The organism is Limosilactobacillus gastricus PS3 (assembly GCF_000247775.1).
GTDB classification, from domain to species: domain Bacteria; phylum Bacillota; class Bacilli; order Lactobacillales; family Lactobacillaceae; genus Limosilactobacillus; species Limosilactobacillus gastricus_A.
In genome coordinates this window covers 1-18539 of sequence record NZ_AICN01000041.1, presented here as the reverse complement: position 1 = coordinate 18539, position 18539 = coordinate 1, and the positions used below count along the sequence as shown (strand labels likewise).

General features: G+C 42.0%; 16 protein-coding genes. 1 reads left to right on the top strand and 15 read right to left on the bottom strand.

All coding sequences use genetic code 11. From position 1 onward, the window contains the following. The 15 genes from leuC to PS3_RS04805 all read right to left on the bottom strand — a co-directional run. Positions 1 to 1237: 3-isopropylmalate dehydratase large subunit (gene leuC / locus PS3_RS04870; protein WP_040468207.1), on the bottom strand; the 1237-nt coding region annotated here is incomplete at its 3' end. A gap of 17 nt (positions 1238 to 1254) precedes the next feature. Next, positions 1255 to 2295 carry a 3-isopropylmalate dehydrogenase gene (leuB, locus tag PS3_RS04865; RefSeq protein WP_007122222.1) on the bottom strand — a complete coding sequence of 347 codons (1041 nt, stop codon included), beginning with the start codon at positions 2293 to 2295 and terminating at the stop codon, positions 1255 to 1257. 13 nt (positions 2296 to 2308) lie between these two features. After that, entirely contained in the window at positions 2309 to 3481 is a 1173-nt protein-coding gene (locus PS3_RS04860; protein WP_050950841.1) for a 2-isopropylmalate synthase, read from the bottom strand. A 340-nt stretch (positions 3482 to 3821) separates the two neighbouring features. Beyond that, positions 3822 to 4493 carry an anaerobic ribonucleoside-triphosphate reductase activating protein gene (gene nrdG, locus PS3_RS04855; RefSeq protein WP_007122221.1) on the bottom strand — a complete coding sequence of 224 codons (672 nt, stop codon included), beginning with the start codon at positions 4491 to 4493 and terminating at the stop codon, positions 3822 to 3824. After that, on the bottom strand, positions 4486 to 6648 hold the full coding sequence (gene nrdD / locus PS3_RS04850) for an anaerobic ribonucleoside-triphosphate reductase (protein WP_007122220.1): 2163 nt from the start codon (positions 6646 to 6648) through the stop codon (positions 4486 to 4488). Before nrdD ends, nrdG begins: the two co-directional genes overlap by 8 nt. 460 nt (positions 6649 to 7108) lie before the next feature. Then, the gene (gene sufB / locus PS3_RS04845; RefSeq protein ID WP_007122219.1) at positions 7109 to 8512 is read right to left on the bottom strand and encodes a Fe-S cluster assembly protein SufB; all 1404 of its coding nucleotides are present in this window, start codon (positions 8510 to 8512) and stop codon (positions 7109 to 7111) included. Continuing rightward, positions 8513 to 8959 (bottom strand): Fe-S cluster assembly sulfur transfer protein SufU, encoded by a 447-nt coding sequence (gene sufU / locus PS3_RS04840; protein ID WP_007122218.1) that lies wholly within the window; start codon positions 8957 to 8959, stop codon positions 8513 to 8515. Next, positions 8949 to 10184 carry a cysteine desulfurase gene (locus PS3_RS04835; protein ID WP_007122217.1) on the bottom strand — a complete coding sequence of 412 codons (1236 nt, stop codon included), beginning with the start codon at positions 10182 to 10184 and terminating at the stop codon, positions 8949 to 8951. Before PS3_RS04835 ends, sufU begins: the two co-directional genes overlap by 11 nt. After that, positions 10168 to 11442 (bottom strand): Fe-S cluster assembly protein SufD, encoded by a 1275-nt coding sequence (gene sufD, locus PS3_RS04830; RefSeq protein ID WP_007122216.1) that lies wholly within the window; start codon positions 11440 to 11442, stop codon positions 10168 to 10170. The genes PS3_RS04835 and sufD overlap by 17 nt, the downstream gene beginning before the upstream one ends. A 9-nt stretch (positions 11443 to 11451) precedes the next feature. Further along, on the bottom strand, positions 11452 to 12246 hold the full coding sequence (gene sufC, locus PS3_RS04825) for a Fe-S cluster assembly ATPase SufC (protein ID WP_007122215.1): 795 nt from the start codon (positions 12244 to 12246) through the stop codon (positions 11452 to 11454). A gap of 22 nt (positions 12247 to 12268) precedes the next feature. Beyond that, entirely contained in the window at positions 12269 to 12439 is a 171-nt protein-coding gene (locus PS3_RS10115) for a FeoB-associated Cys-rich membrane protein (protein WP_081478394.1), read from the bottom strand. After that, positions 12439 to 14553 carry a ferrous iron transport protein B gene (gene feoB / locus PS3_RS04820; RefSeq protein WP_007122214.1) on the bottom strand — a complete coding sequence of 705 codons (2115 nt, stop codon included), beginning with the start codon at positions 14551 to 14553 and terminating at the stop codon, positions 12439 to 12441. The genes PS3_RS10115 and feoB overlap by 1 nt, the downstream gene beginning before the upstream one ends. Next, positions 14553 to 15029 carry a FeoA family protein gene (locus tag PS3_RS04815; RefSeq protein WP_040468206.1) on the bottom strand — a complete coding sequence of 159 codons (477 nt, stop codon included), beginning with the start codon at positions 15027 to 15029 and terminating at the stop codon, positions 14553 to 14555. The genes feoB and PS3_RS04815 overlap by 1 nt, the downstream gene beginning before the upstream one ends. Positions 15030 to 15232: 203 nt before the next feature. After that, positions 15233 to 16117 carry a fructokinase ScrK gene (gene scrK, locus PS3_RS04810; RefSeq protein WP_040468205.1) on the bottom strand — a complete coding sequence of 295 codons (885 nt, stop codon included), beginning with the start codon at positions 16115 to 16117 and terminating at the stop codon, positions 15233 to 15235. A 137-nt stretch (positions 16118 to 16254) separates the two neighbouring features. Further along, a complete protein-coding gene (locus PS3_RS04805; protein WP_007122212.1) occupies positions 16255 to 17943 on the bottom strand; it encodes a phosphoenolpyruvate carboxykinase (ATP) in 1689 nt (562 codons plus the stop codon). A 181-nt stretch (positions 17944 to 18124) separates the two neighbouring features. On the opposite strand from PS3_RS04805, the gene PS3_RS10110 reads away from it, so the two are divergent. After that, on the top strand, positions 18125 to 18535 hold the full coding sequence (locus tag PS3_RS10110) for a zinc-ribbon domain-containing protein (RefSeq protein WP_081478393.1): 411 nt from the start codon (positions 18125 to 18127) through the stop codon (positions 18533 to 18535). Positions 18536 to 18539 lie beyond the last annotated feature (4 nt).

Genomic DNA, 18539 nt, shown 5'->3' with positions numbered 1-18539 from the left:
CCTTATCTGGGTTCATAGCTAAGCAAGCCGAACAGCCGGGATCTCGCCACTCGCAACCTGCCTCTTTAAAGACCTTATCAATCCCCAAACGTTCTGCATCCTGTTGAACCTTTCGCGATCCTGGGACAACCCAAGCTGTAACGTTCTTGGCTAATTTATGCCCACGCATAACTTCAGCTGCAGCTTGTAGATCAATCAAACGACCATTAGTGCAAGAACCAATAAAGACCCAATCAATCGGAATTTCTGATATCTTAATTCCTGGTTTCAAATCCATGTAATCATAAGCTTGTTGCATGTTTTCATCTTCAATGGCCGGTAATTTTTCGCCAAATGGTACAGCCATTGAAGGGTTAGTCCCCCAAGTAACATAAGGAGCGACGGTGCTCGCATCTAAATCGATAATTTCATCAAAAGCCGATTCATCATCCGTATAATATTGCGACCAGTATTCTTTGGCGGCTTCAAGATCTTGTGGCGCATACTTACGACCCCGGAGATATTCAAACGTTTTCTCATCTGGTTGAATGATGCCCATCTTGGCTCCACCTTCGATGGCCATATTAGTGATGGTCATGCGATTTTCAACAGGTAATTTTTCAATCGTTTCGCCATAAAATTGAACCGCATAGCCCACTCCAAAGCCAGTACCATGTTGGGCTATCAAAGCCATACTAATATCCTTAGCCGTAACTCCCGGTGCTAGTTCACCATGAATCCGGATTCCCATATTCTTAGGTTTCACTTGCCAAATGGTTTGGGTACCGAGAACGTGTTCAACTTCAGAAGATCCGATCCCAAAGGCAATTGCGCCCATTCCACCATGAGTAGAGGTGTGCGAATCACCACACACAATCAAACGTCCGGGTTGACTAAGTCCTAATTGGGGGCCAATCACGTGGACGATCCCTTGATCTTGGGTCCCAATGGTTGCCAACTTGATCCCAAAATCACGACAATTCTTTTGTAAAGTTTCCACCTGAAGTCGTGAAATTCGGTCAGTAATCGCTTCAACCGAGTTCACCGGAGTCGGAGAAGTGGGGACATTATGGTCAACTGTCGCAAAGGTTTTATCGGGACGCCGAACCGGCCGATTATTCTCCCGAAGACTTTCAAACCCCTGTGGTGAAGTTACTTCATGAACCAAATGAAGATCTACATAGAGTAATTGTGGTTCTCCTTCTTCACCTAAAATGACATGTTGCCGCCAAATTTTATCAAATACTGTTTCCGCCATAGCGCACTTTATCCTTCCTACAAGTTCTGAATAATCTTGGATACCATTTCACTCGTTTTAGCTTGCCCACCAATATCGGCGGTCATTATCCCTTGTGATAATGTTTTAGCAATAGCCACTTCTATTTGATCAGCCAAATCAGCTCGTTCAAAGGAATAGCGTAGCATCAAACTAACGCTCCGAATCATCGAAATCGGGTTGATCCGATCTTGATTAGCTAAAGTCGGCGCTGAACCGTGAATCGGTTCATATAAGGCTTTTCCAGAAGCCCCTTGACTAATCGAGGGAATCATACCAAGCGACCCTGGCAAGACGGCTGCTTCATCACTTAAAATATCGCCAAATAAGTTATCCGTCACAATAACATCAAAAAATGATGGTTCTGCAATAATCTTCATCGATGCCGCATCGACATACATGTAATCAACTTCAACCTCTGGATATGCTGGTTGAACTTCTTTAACAATGGCGCGCCACATCCGCGAAGTAGCTAATACATTGGCCTTGTCCACTACCGTAAGATGCTGTTGACGCCCTTTAGCATACTCAAAGGCTACTCGAACGATCCGTTCAACTTCTGCACGGCGATAGATTGTCGTGTCAAGAGCTTGATCAATTCCTTCTTCTCGCGGTTGACCAAAATAAATTCCACTGGTTAGTTCCCGCACGATCACAAAATCTGTATTTTCCAAGACTGACGCTTTTACTGGAGATTGATCTATAATGGCCTGATCAATGTGGGTCGGCCGAATATTCGCAAACAAGCCCAATGCTTGCCGGATTTTTAACAGACCCGCTTCGGGTGACTGTCCACCAACCGACCATTTGGGTCCCCCAATGGCACTTAATAAAATAGCATCCGCTGCTTGACATCCTGCAAGGGTTTGGTCAGGCAAGGGCTCCCCCACTTGATCAATTGCTTCTCCTCCAAAGGGGTAGGCTTCAATTTGATATTCAAATCCATTCTTCTGACTGACCGCTTTGAGCACGGCTAGTCCTGCCCGCATCATTTCCGGTCCAGAATAATCTCCATATAAAGCGGCAATCCGATTTGGCATACTCTCATCCTCACTATCCAATTTGTTGCATCATGTTAACCAATTCTGTTTCAGAAACAATTTTTTGATGATCTGCGATCTTTTGGAACCGTTGATAAATATCTTTAATTTGATCATCGGCCACTTCATAACCCATCTTCTTAAGTTTATTAATCACTGCATGGGAGCCGGACAGTTTCCCTAGTGGCAAACTTGCACTGGAGCGACCGACTGATTGGGGGGTCAAAATTTCATAAGTTTGGCGATTCTTGAGAAAGCCATCTTGATGGATACCTGATTCATGAGCAAAGGCATTGGCTCCCGTCACCGCTTTATTGTTTGGAATTACCATTCCCGTTTTATCGCTGATCATTTGGCAAGTCTTAGCTGTTTGCTTCAGGTCAATGCCGTTCGTAAATGCACCCAACTGATCTTGACGTACATGCATAAAAGCAGCGACTTCTTCTAGTGGAGTGTTTCCGGCACGTTCACCAATTCCATTAATGGTCCCTTCAATCCGGGTTACCCCATGTTGAATCGCCATAATAGCGTTCGCCGTAGCCATTCCCAAGTCATTGTGACAGTGAACCGAGAACGTAACCTGATCAAAACTCGGAACATGTTCGTGCAAATAATCAATCATTTGGCCAAATTCAGCTGGGTAAGTGTAACCAACAGTATCAGGAAGGTTGATAACAGTAGCTCCCGCTTCAATCGCCGTTTGACAAACCCGAGCTAGAAAATCCCATTCGGTCCGAGTCGCATCTTCGGGTGAAAATTCCACATTTGCAAAAGATTGTTTAGCATAGGAAACACATTCGGTGATTTTAGCCAGAACTTGCTCTTGATTCATGTGAAATTTAGCTTCCCGGTGAATTGGACTGGTCCCAATGAAAACATGAATTTGACCATTGGGAGCATCAGCCAAGGCCTTGACAACAGCATCAATATCACGTTTAACACAGCGAGCTAGGCCGACAATATTGGCATTAGTCACTTCTTGACCAATTCGACGAACCGCTTGAAAATCCGTCGGCGAAGCGGCCGGAAAACCAGCTTCAATCACATCTGCTCCCCAATCAGCCACTTGATGAGCAATCTGAATTTTATCTTCAGTTGAAAAGTTTACGCCAATCGTTTGTTCCCCGTCACGAAGACTCGTATCGAAAAATTGAATGTAAGTTTTACTTGCTTGCTTGGTAGTCATGATTGATTCCTCCTAATGAATGAAAAGTTAATTAATGTTATTGAATCATTAAAAATAAAAGAGCCCTCATCATGGAGATGAGAGCTCTTTAATCGTTTATTGATTCGCCCTCATCTTGCATAAATAAGGGCCCAATCAACTAACCTAATCGGCTGTTAAATTGCGTCCTTAAAAATGTAATAAGAGGGCTAACGCTTGCTTAGAAGATGTCACTACGAATGCATTTACTTGTTGATTCATTAGTTCCGCCTCCTTAGATTAGATTGTTTTAATTATTTTCTAATGAATATGTACAATTTACTATATGCTTTTTAACTTGTCAACAATTTATCCAAAAAATTTATCGAACTAATTTATCCCAGATCACTACATCACCGCTAGCTAAGGATTTGGGAACATCAATAATCCGTTGATTAGAACTTCCTCGGAACTGTAAGGTCAAGTCTTTCAGCGGTTCGATAAACCGTCCATCTACTAAAATATCAAGTAACTGCAAAAATTCTAATTTATCTTCGGAATCCTGTAACAATTCCTCCCAGGTGTAGCCAGACCATGACCATAAATCCTTACTATGACCAAACTCCTGACGAACCCGGTGAGCTAATCTTAGGCAAATCTGCGTATTCACAAACGGTTCCCCACCCAGAAAGGTTAAGCCTTGCACATACGGTTGACTCAAATCCTGCATAATCTGGTCTTCTAGTTCATCCGTATAAGGAAAGCCATAGTTAAAGTTTTGGGCAACCACATTGTAGCAACCAGGGCAAGCGAACTTACAGCCACTTACGTAAATACTACAACGAATGCCTTCCCCATCAACAAAATTAAATGGTTTATAATCCGCCACCATCATTTTGGATAAATCGCTAGCTAACCATTCTTTGGGAGCTGGATTCTTGGGTTGGCGTTGCCGACGGCGTTTGGGACGTCGAGTTTTATCTGTTCCCTGTAACTTATTAGGATCGACAAATTGGATATCGCCATTAATACTAATCCGAATTTCATTACTCATTTGCTAACCTCATGTTCTTCTCCCGTGAGGCAATTTCCACATGCCGACCATGCACCATTGGCCGTTGAAGAGGATTCCCTAGGTAGCCACAAGTTCGCTTTACGCAATCACATGTCTTGGGATCATGATTCCCACAATCTGGACACTGGAATCCTTTAGCCGTGGCCTTAAATTCACCTTGGAAACCACACTTATAACAATGATCAATTGGTGTATTAGTACCAAGGTATCCAACCTTATCATAAGCCCAGTCCCAAACGGCTTCTAGGGCAGCTGGATTTTGTTTTAGATTTGGATACTCACAGTAGTGAATAAAACCACCCGCTGCATATTTTGGATAGTCTTTTTCAAAATTTAGCTTTTCAAAAGGAGTTGGATGCTTGCGCACATCATAGTGGAAACTATTGGTGTAATATTCCTTGTCGGTAATGTCTTTAACTTTCCCAAATTTTTTAGTATCTAACCGGCAGAAGCGATCAGTCAAAGACTCACTTGGCGTTGAATAAACACTATAGTGGTAGCCACTTTCCCGCTCCCATTCCACACACTTATCGTGCAACACCTTCACAATTTCAACCGTGAAGTCATGAGCTGCCTGATTATGTTCCCAATTAGGACCGTAAAAGACTGTTCCCACTTCATAAAGGCCAATGTAACCTAAGGAAACCGTTGCCCGGCTATTCTTAAATAATTCATCAACTGATTCGTCTTCGCGTAGCCGCTTACCAAAAGCACCATACCGATACAAAATTGGGGCATTTTCCGGTAAGGCTTCCTTGGTCCGCTCAACTTTAAAATGCAATGCATCTTTGGCTACTTGAAGCCGTTCATTAAGGATTTCCCAGAACAAATCCATATCGCCATGTGATTCCATGGCAATCCGAGGCAAGTTAATGGTGACCACCCCAAGGTTCATCCGACCGGAATTAACTTCCCGACCATCTTCATCCCACCATCCTTGCAAAAAGGACCGACATCCCATCGGGGCCTTGAAGCTTCCCGTTAACTCGATGATCTTATCATACATTAGAATATCGGGATACATCCGCTTGGTAGCACACTCGACGGCCAGTTGTTTAATGTCATAGTTTGGTTCATCTGGTGCGTAATTCAAGCCTTTCTTAATTGTAAAGACTAATTTAGGGAAGATGGCGGTTCGTTTTTCTTTACCAAGTCCTTCAATCCGCACTTGCAAGATCGCCTTTTGGATCTCCCGAGCGATCCAAGAAGTCCCCAACCCAAAGCCTAAGGTCGTAAAAGGGGTCTGCCCTTGCGAAGAAAAGAGTGTATTAATCTCATATTCTAAGCCTTGCATAGCATCATAGATATCTTTTTTCGTTCGTTTAACGGCAAAGGCCTTTTGCTTATCCTCATCGTCGATAAATTCAGCACTTTCTTTTAAGTGCTTTTCATAATTACACTTTGCAAACGGCTCTAAAACTTCATCCACCCGATCGGCTGAACATCCACCATATTGACTAGAAGCCACGTTGGCGATAATTTGGGCCATTTGAGCCGTTGCAGTTTGAATAGACTTTGGACTTTCCACTTCTGCATTCCCAATCTTAAAGCCATTCGTCAACATTTCTTTGAAGTCGATTAAACAACAATTCGTCATGGGGCTTAAGGGGGTGTAATCTAAATCATGGTAATGAATGTCACCCCGAACATGTGCCTTAGCAACATGCTCCGGCATTAATTTTAACCCTACCGTCTTTCCTACCGCCCCCGCAGTCAAGTCCCGTTGCGTATTAAAGACTTTACTATCCTTATTAGCGTTTTCATGGACCAAGGTATCTTCATTGGCCACTAACCGGTTAATTCGTTGCACTGGATCGACTTGGTTTTTCCAGTCTAATTCATCTTGTAAACGATAAGCCACGTACGACTCAGCAGCTTGCTTAAAATTATGTTCCCGCAAGACTTTGACTAAAACTTTGCTAATGGCAATCGTGCTGATCTCAGATAAAGCCGCCAGTTGAGTTTCTAAGTTCCCCATCACTTCAGCCTGATCAGCTTTCGAAAGGCCTAACTGATCTAAGACCGCCTTAATTTTGTATTCATGAAAATTAAATTGGGATCCATCGCGCTTGATTACCATCCAGGTGCTCGGCTTTAATGTTTTGGTAACTGATTGTGTTTCAACTGATTGCATTGACTTATCCTCCTCCGAAATTTACTTAATCTAGTATAGTCAAAATCAGCCTCGAACACAATATATAGTTTTGGATTTAAGTTGCAAACACAATATCTTGTGTTTGATCTATTTTTTATCATTTGATAATCACACTTAGCAACTGTTATATCACCATTTTTGAACGGTATTTTGTTTGCAAAATTAAATTTTTGATTTTACTAACTAGCCTTATTTTTCACCTAATAAGTTAAAACTGATTTCAAATTATCTAAACGTTCGTTCTTACGCCCGATCGCTTATCAGGCTGTTTCTTTAAAATTTTAAATTCGTCACTTTTCCTAGTATATTTACCAACCTGAAAGCCCTCTCATGTGCTAGCCAGATTTCCAAAACAATAACACTTATCTCCCACCAAAATAAATTTTTTACAAAAAAATAGTTTGACAAATTCAACTTTGCCAAACTATTTTGCTAGTAACTATCCAATTGATCCTTCCATTTCAAAGCTAATCAATCGGTTCAATTCGACGGCATACTCCATCGGTAATTCTTTCGTAAATGGTTCCACAAATCCCATAATGATCATCTCGGTAGCTTTCTTTTCCGATAAACCTCGGCTCATCAGATAATAGAGCTGCTTTTCAGAAATTTTTGAAACCTTAGCTTCATGTTCCATCGCAACATTAGGATTATCAATTTCATTGTAAGGAATCGTATTTGATGAAGACTGATCGTCCATAATGATCGTATCACACTCAACATGGGCCTTCGATCCACTTGAATTTTTCGCAAACCGGACTGTTCCACGATAGTCAGTTGAACCACCCGTCCGCGAAATCGATTTAGAAATAATTGAACTGGAAGTTTTGGGGGCATTATGGATCATCCGTGCCCCAGAGTCTTGATGAATGCCATTTGAAGCCACGGCAATCGATAACATGGTTCCTCGAGCACCTTCGCCGTTTAAGTACACGCTCGGATATTTCATGGTCACTTTGGAGCCTAAGTTACCATCAACCCATTCCATGGTAGCATTCTTGTCAGCCGCCGCCCGTTTGGTTTCGAGACTATACACATTATCCGACCAATTTTGAATTGTTGTATACCGACAATAAGCATCTGGGAGCACATTTACCTCTACAACAGCCGCATGTAAACTATCTGAAGAATAATTAGGCGCTGTACATCCTTCGACATAATCGACACTAGCACCTTCATCAACAATAATTAAGGTCCGTTCAAACTGACCCGTATTCTCATAATTTAGCCGGAAATATGATTGAATGGGAGTCATGACTTTAACGCCTTTTGGCACATAAATAAATGATCCCCCTGACCAAACCGCTCCGTTTAAGGCCGCAAATTTATTATCAGTTGGTTGGACCAATTTACCAAACCACTTCTTAAATAATTCCGGATATTCTTTAAGGGCTGAGTCAGTATCAGTGAAGATAATCCCCTGCTTTTCGAACTCATCTTTCATATTATGATAAACGACTTCCGACTCATATTGTGCTGATGATCCCGCCAAGTATTTGCGTTCCGCTTCCGGAACCCCTAACCGATCAAAGGTCCGTTTCAGATCTTCTGGGACCTCATCCCAATCGCGGAATTTCTTATCAGTCATCTTCTGATAATAAAGCATCTCATCTAGATTTAATTGCGATAAATCGGGACCAAATTGTGGTAAGGGCATGTTGATATATTCGTGATAACACTTTAAACGGTATTCCAGCATCCATTCAGGTTCATCCTTTTCGGCTGAAATTTGCCGAACCGTCTCCTCCGTTAAACCACGACCAGTAGAATAAATTGGTTCAATATTGTCATGAAAACCAAATTCATATTCTTGGTCATTTAAAACATCTGCTGCACCTGCCATCTAATCACTCTCCTTTAATAATGCCCGTTGCAAAGTCCACCACGCCAAAGTAGTACACTTAATACGGGCGGGAAACTCCATCACACTCGTTAATAACTGTGCATCACCGAGCCGATTTAATTGATCTTTTGAAACTGTTTTACCTATGGCGGCATCGGAAAAAATTTGCGCGAGTTCAAGAGCTTCGTCAACCGTTTTGTCTTGTACCGCTGATGTCATCATGCTAGCTGACGCCTGACTGATCGTACATCCGGTTCCTTCAAAGGCAATCGCTGTAATCACTTGATCTGGACTGACTTTAATCGTAACCGTCAATTCATCCCCACAAGTTGGATTATCCATCGACATTTGACAATTGGCATCAGAAACCGTTCCTTGATGACGTGGATGTTCAGCATGATCAAGGACCAATTCACGATAAAGTTGATTTAATTTATTAAGCTCCATGATCGAAAAACTCCTTGGTGGCCTGCAAGCCGGCAACTAATTGGTCAACCTCAGCTTTAGTATTATAAAAGGCGAAGCTGGCCCGCACGGTAGCTGGCACTCCTAAATATTCCATCAGCGGCTGGGCACAATGATGACCTGCCCGGACTGCAACACCGGCCATATCTAAAGCTGTCGCGACGTCATGCGGATGGATTTGTCCTAGATTAAAGGAAAAAACTCCTGACCGTCGCTGGGCTTCTTTAGGGCCATATAACTTAAGCCCAGCGACTTTTGTCAATTCTTGAGTGGCATATTGAATTAATTCACTTTCTTGTTGCTGAATCCATTCCCAGCCTAGGTTATTTAAATAATCAATTGCTGCGGCCAAGCCAATGGCTCCCGCTACATTTTGGGTCCCCGCTTCAAACTTATATGGTGCTTGGGCCCACGAACTTTCCTGGCGTTGAACTCGTGAAATCATTTCACCACCATATTGATATGGCGGCATCTTTTCCAATAACGATGCTTTTCCATACAGTACCCCGATCCCCATTGGCGCTAGCATCTTATGGCCAGAAAAAGCATAAAAATCAACATCCAAATCTCTGACGTTAACCGATTCGTGAAGGACCGCTTGAGCCCCGTCTGCCACTACCACTGCTCCTTTTTGGTGGGCTAACTCCACAAGCGTTTTGAGAGGGGTTATGGTCCCCATCACGTTACTGGCGTGGTTGATAGCAACTAACTTAGTCTGATCAGTAATCTTTTCTTGCGCATCTGTTAGGTCAATCTCCCCTTCATCAGTCAGATCAATATATTTTAAGATTGCCCCCTTCTGGATAGCCAATTGTTGCCAAGGAATCAAGTTGCTGTGGTGTTCTTGAATTGAAATTACAATTTCATCACCAGCTTGAATTTGACTCATTCCATAACTGCTAGCGACTAAATTGAGGGCCTCTGTACATCCTTTAGTAAAAATAATTTCCGTTGGCGACTCAGCTCCCAGAAATTGCCGCACAGTCTCCCGCGCTTGTTCATACCGATCGGTCGCCCGTTGAGCTAAAGTATGGACCCCACGATGAACATTGGCATTATCATGAAAATAAAAATCTTCGACCGCCTTCAAAACCGGGGCTGGTCGTTGTGATGTTGCTGCATTGTCAAGGTAGGCTAAAGGAGCTTGGTTAACCATTTGATCTAGCGTCGGAAAGTCATGTCTAATTTCTTCACTCGTCTTGTCCATGCGCTAACTTCCTTTCCAGGATATCAATCATCTTCTGCCGTAATAATTTTGATGGAATTGCAGTAATTACCGGACTTAAATAGCCTCGAATTACCAGACGCTCAGCTTGCGATTGGGGAATTCCGCGACTTACTAAATAATACATTTGTTCAGGATCAACGGGGCCTACACTAGCAGCATGGCCGGCAATTACGTCGTTTTCATCAATTAATAAAATGGGATTTGCATCGCCGTGAGCATCTGGAGACATCATCAAAACTCGATTTTGCTGTTCGGCTTCCGCACCATGGGCACCGTGTATAATTTCCCCGATCCCATTAAAAACAAGTTTCGATTGCTCTAAAAGTACCCCTCGTTGATTGATTAAGCCTTCCGTATTTTGTCCATGGTGGGTCACCCGATTATTGATACCGATTTCTTGTTGCCGGGTGCTGACCGCGATCGTTTTCGAATCAGCCATTCCCCCAGTCCCGACTAATTCTGAATCAACATCCCCAACTACATTACCATCGCTCATCAACCCAATTGACCATTCAACCTTAGCGTTACGGCCTATTTGCGCCCGACGTTTGAAATATTCGGTCGTATTAATCCCTAATTCATCTAACGACGCAAAACTTACCTGACTATTCTCTTTGGCAATAATCTCGACCATTAAACTGGCCATGGTTTTTTCTTCGCCGAGCGTAGCTAAATGTTCAACAAACTGCAACTTGGCATTCGCTTCCGTCACAATTAAAACATGATGCACCAACGGGTTTGGATTCGTCGCATCCTGATAAATCATGGTTTCTAATGGAATGTCCACCTCAACATTTTGTGGAACATACACGAAAATTCCATTATTCATCATTGCTTGATGATAGGCAGTAAGCTGATTTTCATCAGCCGAAACCACAGTCATCAGGGCTGGTTGAACCAAGTCAGCATATTGCTCGGCGGCCGTTGCTAAATCCGTTAAGATAACCCCTTGTTGGCGAACATCATCTGGCAGATTAACATAAGGGGTTGTAGTACCCACTTGGACTAAATGTGCTTTATCCAATTCCGTTGCTTCATCCAGGTCACTGGTCGCTGACAGATCAGGGAGGGGCATTAAATCCCAGTCCCGAAAGTCAAACTTTTGCATCTTAGGAGCTGGCGCCGTTGTTAAGGCTTGCAACCCGGCTTGACGTTTTTGACTTAACCAACTTGGCTCCTGACGCTTACGAGAATTAGCTGCCACCACTTGACTCATTTTTTCAAAATCAAATGTCATTAAGATCACCTACTCTTCATCAGTTAACTTAATATCCAGACCTAATTCATCCCGTAAGCCGGCATATCCTTCAGCTTCTAGTTTCTCGGCTAAATCAGGTCCCCCGGTTTTTACGACCTTGCCCCCCATCATGACATGAACGGTATCAGGAACGATGTAATTTAAAAGTCGTTGATAGTGCGTGATAATTAGCGAACCAAAGTTTTCTCCCCGCATGGAGTTAACACCTTTAGAAACCACCTTTAAAGCATCGATATCAAGACCAGAGTCAATTTCATCTAAAATGGCAAATTGAGGTTCAATCATGAGTAATTGTAAAATCTCGTTTCGTTTCTTTTCTCCACCTGAAAAGCCTTCATTAAGGTAACGATCAGCAACGGATTCTGGCATATCCAATAATTCCATCTTCTCATCTAATTTATTAATAAATTCCATAACCGGAATAGGATCATCCTCTGGACGACGGGCATTAATTGCTGCCCGCAGAAATTCAGTGTTTGTGACCCCTTGAATTTCGACAGGATATTGCATGGCTAAGAAAAGTCCACGGCGGGCCCGTTCATCAACTGGCATATCCACAATCGAAACCCCATCTAATAAGATATCTCCTTGGGTAATCCGATAGCCCGATTGCCCCATAATGGTTTGTGAGAGCGTCGATTTTCCCGTACCATTGGGTCCCATAATGGCATGGATCTCACCCGTTTTCATTTTTAGGTTAACGCCTTTTAAAATTTCTTTTTCGTCCTTACCTTCATTATCGACAACGTTAACATGTAAATCTTTTATTTCTAATGTAGACATTCAATTTCTCCCCACTCAAAGTTTATTGATGATTATTAAAAATTCCTGATGCTGGCTGTTGCATCGTGTCATTCAAAGGGCAACCCTTGTCAACACAATCGTGGCAGCCACCCTTATGTTTGAAAAAGCGACTATAAATTACATATACAAAATATCCAAAGATCAACACCGCTAAAATTACCGTCGCAAGCATTAACTCACCTCCAAGGTTGATTGACTATTAACGACTGATTTTTCTCTTTTAATAATAATTCCATAAATAACGATTAACAATCCCACGACCGTTAAACCAACGTTCCAGATCGTCGCTTGGCCAATTAAACATTGATAACCATTATAAATGGTCATGGCAACGATATAAGCTAAGATCGTCTGGTAGCTAACGGCACGAAGCGTCCATTTAACATCGCCATATTCTCGATACATGGTCCCAATTGAAGCAAAGCAAGGAGCACACAGGAGATTAAAAACTAAGAACGAATAACCAACAATTGCCGAATAAGATTGTAATAATTCGTGTCGGAACCAAACATTTGATCCACTACCAAAAGTAATTCGAAGGGTATCGACACAGTTTTCCTTAGCGATCAAACCAGCAATTACCGCTACAGTTGCATGCCAGTCCCCAAATCCTAAAGGAGCAAAAATTGGAGCCATAATTTCACCTAGGGATCGCAAAAGACTATGATTTTCGTCAACAGACTGGAAGCGCCAATTGAAGCTTGAGAGGAACCAGATAACGACACAAGAAACAAAAATAATTGTCCCAGCTTTTTTAACAAATGCCGTCGAACGCGCATAAACATACCGACAAATGTTACCAATTACCGGTAGATGATAAGCTGGCAATTCCATTACGAAAGGTGCTGGTGGGCCGGCAAAGGCACTAGTCTTCTTTAGAAAAATTCCCGAGCCGATAACAGCTAAAATTCCAATGAAGTATGCCGAAGGTGCCACCCAACTTTGCTCGGGAAAGAAAGTCCCGGTAATCAAGGCAATTACCGTTAGTTTGGCCGAACAGGGCATAAAAGTGGCAAGCATAATCGTCATCTTCCGATCTTTTTCGGATTCGATAGTCCGGGTCGACATAATTCCTGGCACTCCACAACCAGTTGAGATCAAGATGGGAATAAAAGATTTCCCTGATAAGTTAAAGCGGTGAAAAATCCGATCCATTACGAAGGCAATCCGGGCCATATAACCACAATCTTCAAGGATTCCTAAACACAAAAAGAGCATAATAATTTGTGGTAAGAAACCAATTACCGAACCAACCCCAGCAATAATTCCATCAACGATTAGCCCCTTCATCCAGGTGGCAACGCCCCAAGAATTTAAGACGGCCGTCGCCCAATTAGGCACCCACTCTCCAAAAAAAACATCATTGACCCAATCAGTTTCCATCGTCCCAATCGTTTGAATTGACACATAATAAACTCCCCACATCACCAGTGCAAAAATGGGCAGCGCCAAAAACCGATTGGTAACGACTAGATCAATGCGATCGCTAATACTCATTTTAAAATCAGCTTCGTCAACTACACACATGTCGACTAGCTTAGCGATGAGATCATAGCGAGCATTAACAATAATACTATCGGCTTCATCATTAAAAAGTTGTTCCGTAATCGCAATGATTTCCTGGATATCTTGCTGCTTAACGGCATCCAATTGTAAAGTTGGAACAACTTTCTCGTCATTTTCAAAAGCTTTAATGGCATACCAGCGTAAGTCATTATCAGGTACCAAGCCGCTTAATTCATCTTCAATTTCCGAAAGGGCACTTTCTAACCGATTATCATATTTGGGATAAGCATACGGTTTGGATTTATCTGAACCTAAATATTTCTTTAAGTCATCAATCCCCGATCGTTTTAGAGCACTAATCGAACAGACCGGGACCTGAAGTAAATAACTTAATTTGTCTTGATTAATCCGACGCCCCTGTTTTGCCAACAAGTCACTCATATTCAAGGCTAAAATAATCGGCACACCAGTTTCCACTAACTGTAACGTTAAATAAAGATTCCGTTCAATGTTAGTACTGTCAATAATATCAATGATCTGATGTGGTCGTTGATTAATCAAAAAATCACGAGCTACCACTTCTTCGGTCGTATAAGGTGAGAGAGAATAGATTCCGGGCAAATCCACAATCGTTTCCTCGTGGTTACCTTTTAATTGTCCCTGTTTTCGTTCTACCGTTACCCCAGGCCAATTACCAATATATTGATTTGATCCAGTGAGGGCATTAAAAAGGGTCGTCTTACCACTATTGGGATTTCCGGCTAAAGCTACAACTTCCATTAATCCACCTCCTGGACCATAATTGTTTGGGCTTCATATTTACGAATACTCAAGTGATAACCACGAACGACTAATTCTAAGGGATCACCTAACGGAGCGACTTTTGTAATAGTTACCATTGTATTCCGCGTTAATCCCATATCCATCAAACGCTTCCGCACCGTTCGATCGCCGTTAACCTTAGTAATTACACAAGGCTTTCCCACCGGGATATCAGCCAGATTTTTATCATTGGCATCCGCAACCGCCCCAACTTGACCTACTTCTATACATTTGGCCATACTTTCACTTAAAGCAAAACGCTGACCCTGAAACATTACAACTAACCCATTAGAATTTTGATTAGTTGAAATCACATAAATGATTCGCCCCTTAATCATGCCGACCTCACGAAGTCGGCGCGTTAAAGCTTTTTCACCATTTATTTGCAAAATGACATAACTCGATCGTAGATCAACACTTGCTAAGGTTTGCATTGTCCTTCCCTTTCTTATTTTTAATTAAATTCTAATTTAACTCCTTTCAAAACACAACTTAATTTGGCGAAAAACATCATTAAATTAACAATAATTCCCAATTTAATAATCATTTTTATTAAGGGACCGTTTTTATGCTCAGAAACAAAAAAATCGGTCTGCTCAAAGCACACCGATCTTAAATATTAAATTTAACTGATAAACTATTCGTTAATTTCCTGCAGGGCTAAGGCAAAGTTACCAATCGTAGCTGAACCATTATTCTCTGCCAATGGCATCGAAATGTATTCCTTCAGATCTCCAACTTCAACATACTCATTCATCAGATCCTTAAAGTGGTCCCGAACCATATCTAAGAATGGTTCACTAACGACCCCACCCCCAAAGATGATTTGAGCTGGCCGGAACATTAAAGTAGCATTCAAGGCTGCTTGGGCAGTGTAATAAGCCATAATATCCCAAACCGGATCCGTCAAAGGAACATCTTTCCCTTTTTTGCCAGTCCGAGCTTCAAAGGTTGGTCCACTAACTAACCCTTCAAGACAGTCCCCATGGAAAGGACAGATCCCCTTAAAATCAAGGTCAGCTGGATGACGCTTTAATCGAATATGTCCCATTTCTGGATGTCCCACATCACCAATAAAGCGACCATCAACCACGGCTCCAGCACCGACACCAGTTCCGATAGTGTAGTAGACTAATGAATTAATCCGGCGATTAAAGAGCGTTGATAAAACGTACTCCCCATAGGCGGAACCATTAACATCCGTTGTCCAATAAATTGGCACATCAAAGGCTTCTCTGATAGGACCGACGAAATCAGTATCTGCCCAGCCGGGCTTAGGAGTCGACGTAACATAACCATACTTAGGTGAATTCCGACGAATTTCAATTGGCCCAAATGAAGCAATGGAAATCGCCTTTAGATCTTTGCGGTATTTTTCAAAAAATTCAATTGTTTTGCCCAAGGTTTCAGCTGGACTTGTGGTTGGGAAAGTGACTTGATCCTCAATTTGATAATCTTCATTTCCTACGGCACAAACAAATTTAGTTCCACCAGCTTCAACACTTCCTAATAATGTAGTCATTGCTATCCTCCTTGTAAGCGGTTGCATTCGGTTATTATAGTAATCCTCATTCATCGATGTGTCAACCCGATGTCACAAAAATAAGTGATTGTCCTGAATAATAAAAAAGCCCGCTATCTAGCGAGGCTTCGTATCTCTTATAATTCCATTAATACTTTTAACATGGCCCGAGCTGAATCGTGCAAGGCTTCCGCCGAACGATCGTAGCCAAGATGGGTGTATATTTCACCAACATAAATTCCGGCATCAAAGAATTTTTTAAAGACGTCGTCAATAATTGGTTGCGTTAATTCTGGTTCTTGCACCGGACCAAATGGGTTAGCAAAGAAGGTGGTCGTCATCCCTGACTCGTCAGTTGTCCCTAAGGCCTTCCGCTTACCAGCAACAAAGACTTCTTTGGCGGCCGTTTCATTTTCAAACTGATGAATACCGACCTCAGCATCGTAGTTATTGGCGTAAACCCACATATCAACATGGTGGTGAGCAATGACATTTTCAATTGAAGTTACCGGAATAATTACCCGTGCGTTCTTCAATTCTGGGTTCAAATAGATTCCCCGGTCCATATTGTTAAAAGCAACCGCACTGCTCAAATCATCTAACCGAACAAAGGCACCGGTTTCGGTTCCCTGAGCATAAACCTTATCACCATCAATGGTAAAGGATCCCATATCATCAAAAATCGTTTCCATATCCACGATTTGTTCATCAGCAATTTCTTGCAAGGCTTCTAATGATTCAGACTTTCCGGCTCCTGAATCTCCGAAGAAGACCACGTTTTTAGTCTTACCGTTAGCAAAGGCAATCCGAACCATCGAACCGTGAATTGGCAACTTGCCTTGCTTAATCTGATGAAGATTATGCAAAGTCAAACACATTTTTTTCATGTAACCAAAGTAAGTTGTTTTTACTGTGTTTGGAACTTCGCCCACCCAAATATCATTGGCTTCATCATAGAAGTAATGACTAACGTCCCCTTCGGTCTTATCTAAACCAAAGAAGAGAATCAAATCTGGTTTACGACCTTCAACTTCATAATCATGTGCCATGGCAAATAAGTTGGTCAAAGATAAACCACTCACCATAAAGTCTTCATGAAAATAGATATAAGCAATACTGGTCCCGATCTTGGCTGGGTAGCAGTACCATTCACCCTTTTGCCGTGCGAACTTCTTAACAGGATTTTCCGTAACGGGACTGAAAACTCCTTCCCGCTTGTTGCTTGGGGTATGCATCATTAATGGTGGTCGAACCATGGCCATATCAATGAAATTGATTTTGTCCAAGGCTTCATAGCCAGCTGGAATTGGCCATTGATGATGTTTTGTTAATAGGGCTGCATTAGAAGCAGAACTGATTTGACGATAACGATTAACCCGACGACCCCGCACTTCATCCGTTAACGTTCGGTAACACGTCCGGAACAAATCGTTTAAGCGATCATCAATATCAAGAAAGCTATTAACTAAAACCTTATTCATCCCGTCGGTAACGGTCACCCGTAAGAAATTCCGGAAATAAGTATAGGCGTCTTCATAGCAACTTAACAAAATTTGGCGATCTAAATTGGCAAAGACCGTTTCATCATGAGCCAAAATCCGTTTCGTCATTTTAATAAATTGATCGGCCGTCAAATTGCGATAATCTTCATAAGTATTAAATAGATTATCGGTCTTTAGATATAAGGTGACTAATTCTTTAAATTCATCGCTATCCACGAGTTCATTAACTCCCGTGAAATATTGCTCATTCAAATTCATCACCAAAATCCGTCGTTCGGGATTTACGTATAATGACTTAGTACGAATTGTGCTCTCTTGTGCCATAAGGCAACCTCCTATAAGTGAATTCTTTAACATTATAGCAAATTTATATCGAAATAGTTAGGATTTTCTGACTTTATCATTTTTGACATGACAAAGTCACTAGAAACCTTTAAAGGCCATCACCCTTCCCAAAATTTTCTGTTAAAATAAATTTAATATTCATCAAAGGAGTCATCAACTTATGAAGTTCTGTCCAAATTGCGGTACTCAATTAGAGCCTGGGGCGGCCTATTGTTTTGCCTGCGGCGCCAAAATCCCGAAACCTAAAACCCCTTTATCAGCATCAACAACAACCTCGACTAATGAAATCCCCGTTGAAAATAGTCTCTCGAGCGAAAATCTTCAGCAGCCACCGAAATACGATAATTATCAAACCATCCCTACTGAAAATGAATATGACGAGGACACCGGATCAATCGCTTGGGGAGTAATTGGCTTTTTGCTCCCCCTCATCGGCTTAATCTTATTTCTCATTTGGCATCGTCCCATGCCCAAAAATGCCAAATTAGCTGGAACGGGAGCGCTAATTGGCTGTATTGTCCAAATTATCTTATTCATTATTCTGGTAGCACTCTCAGTCATGACCAACTAAAAAA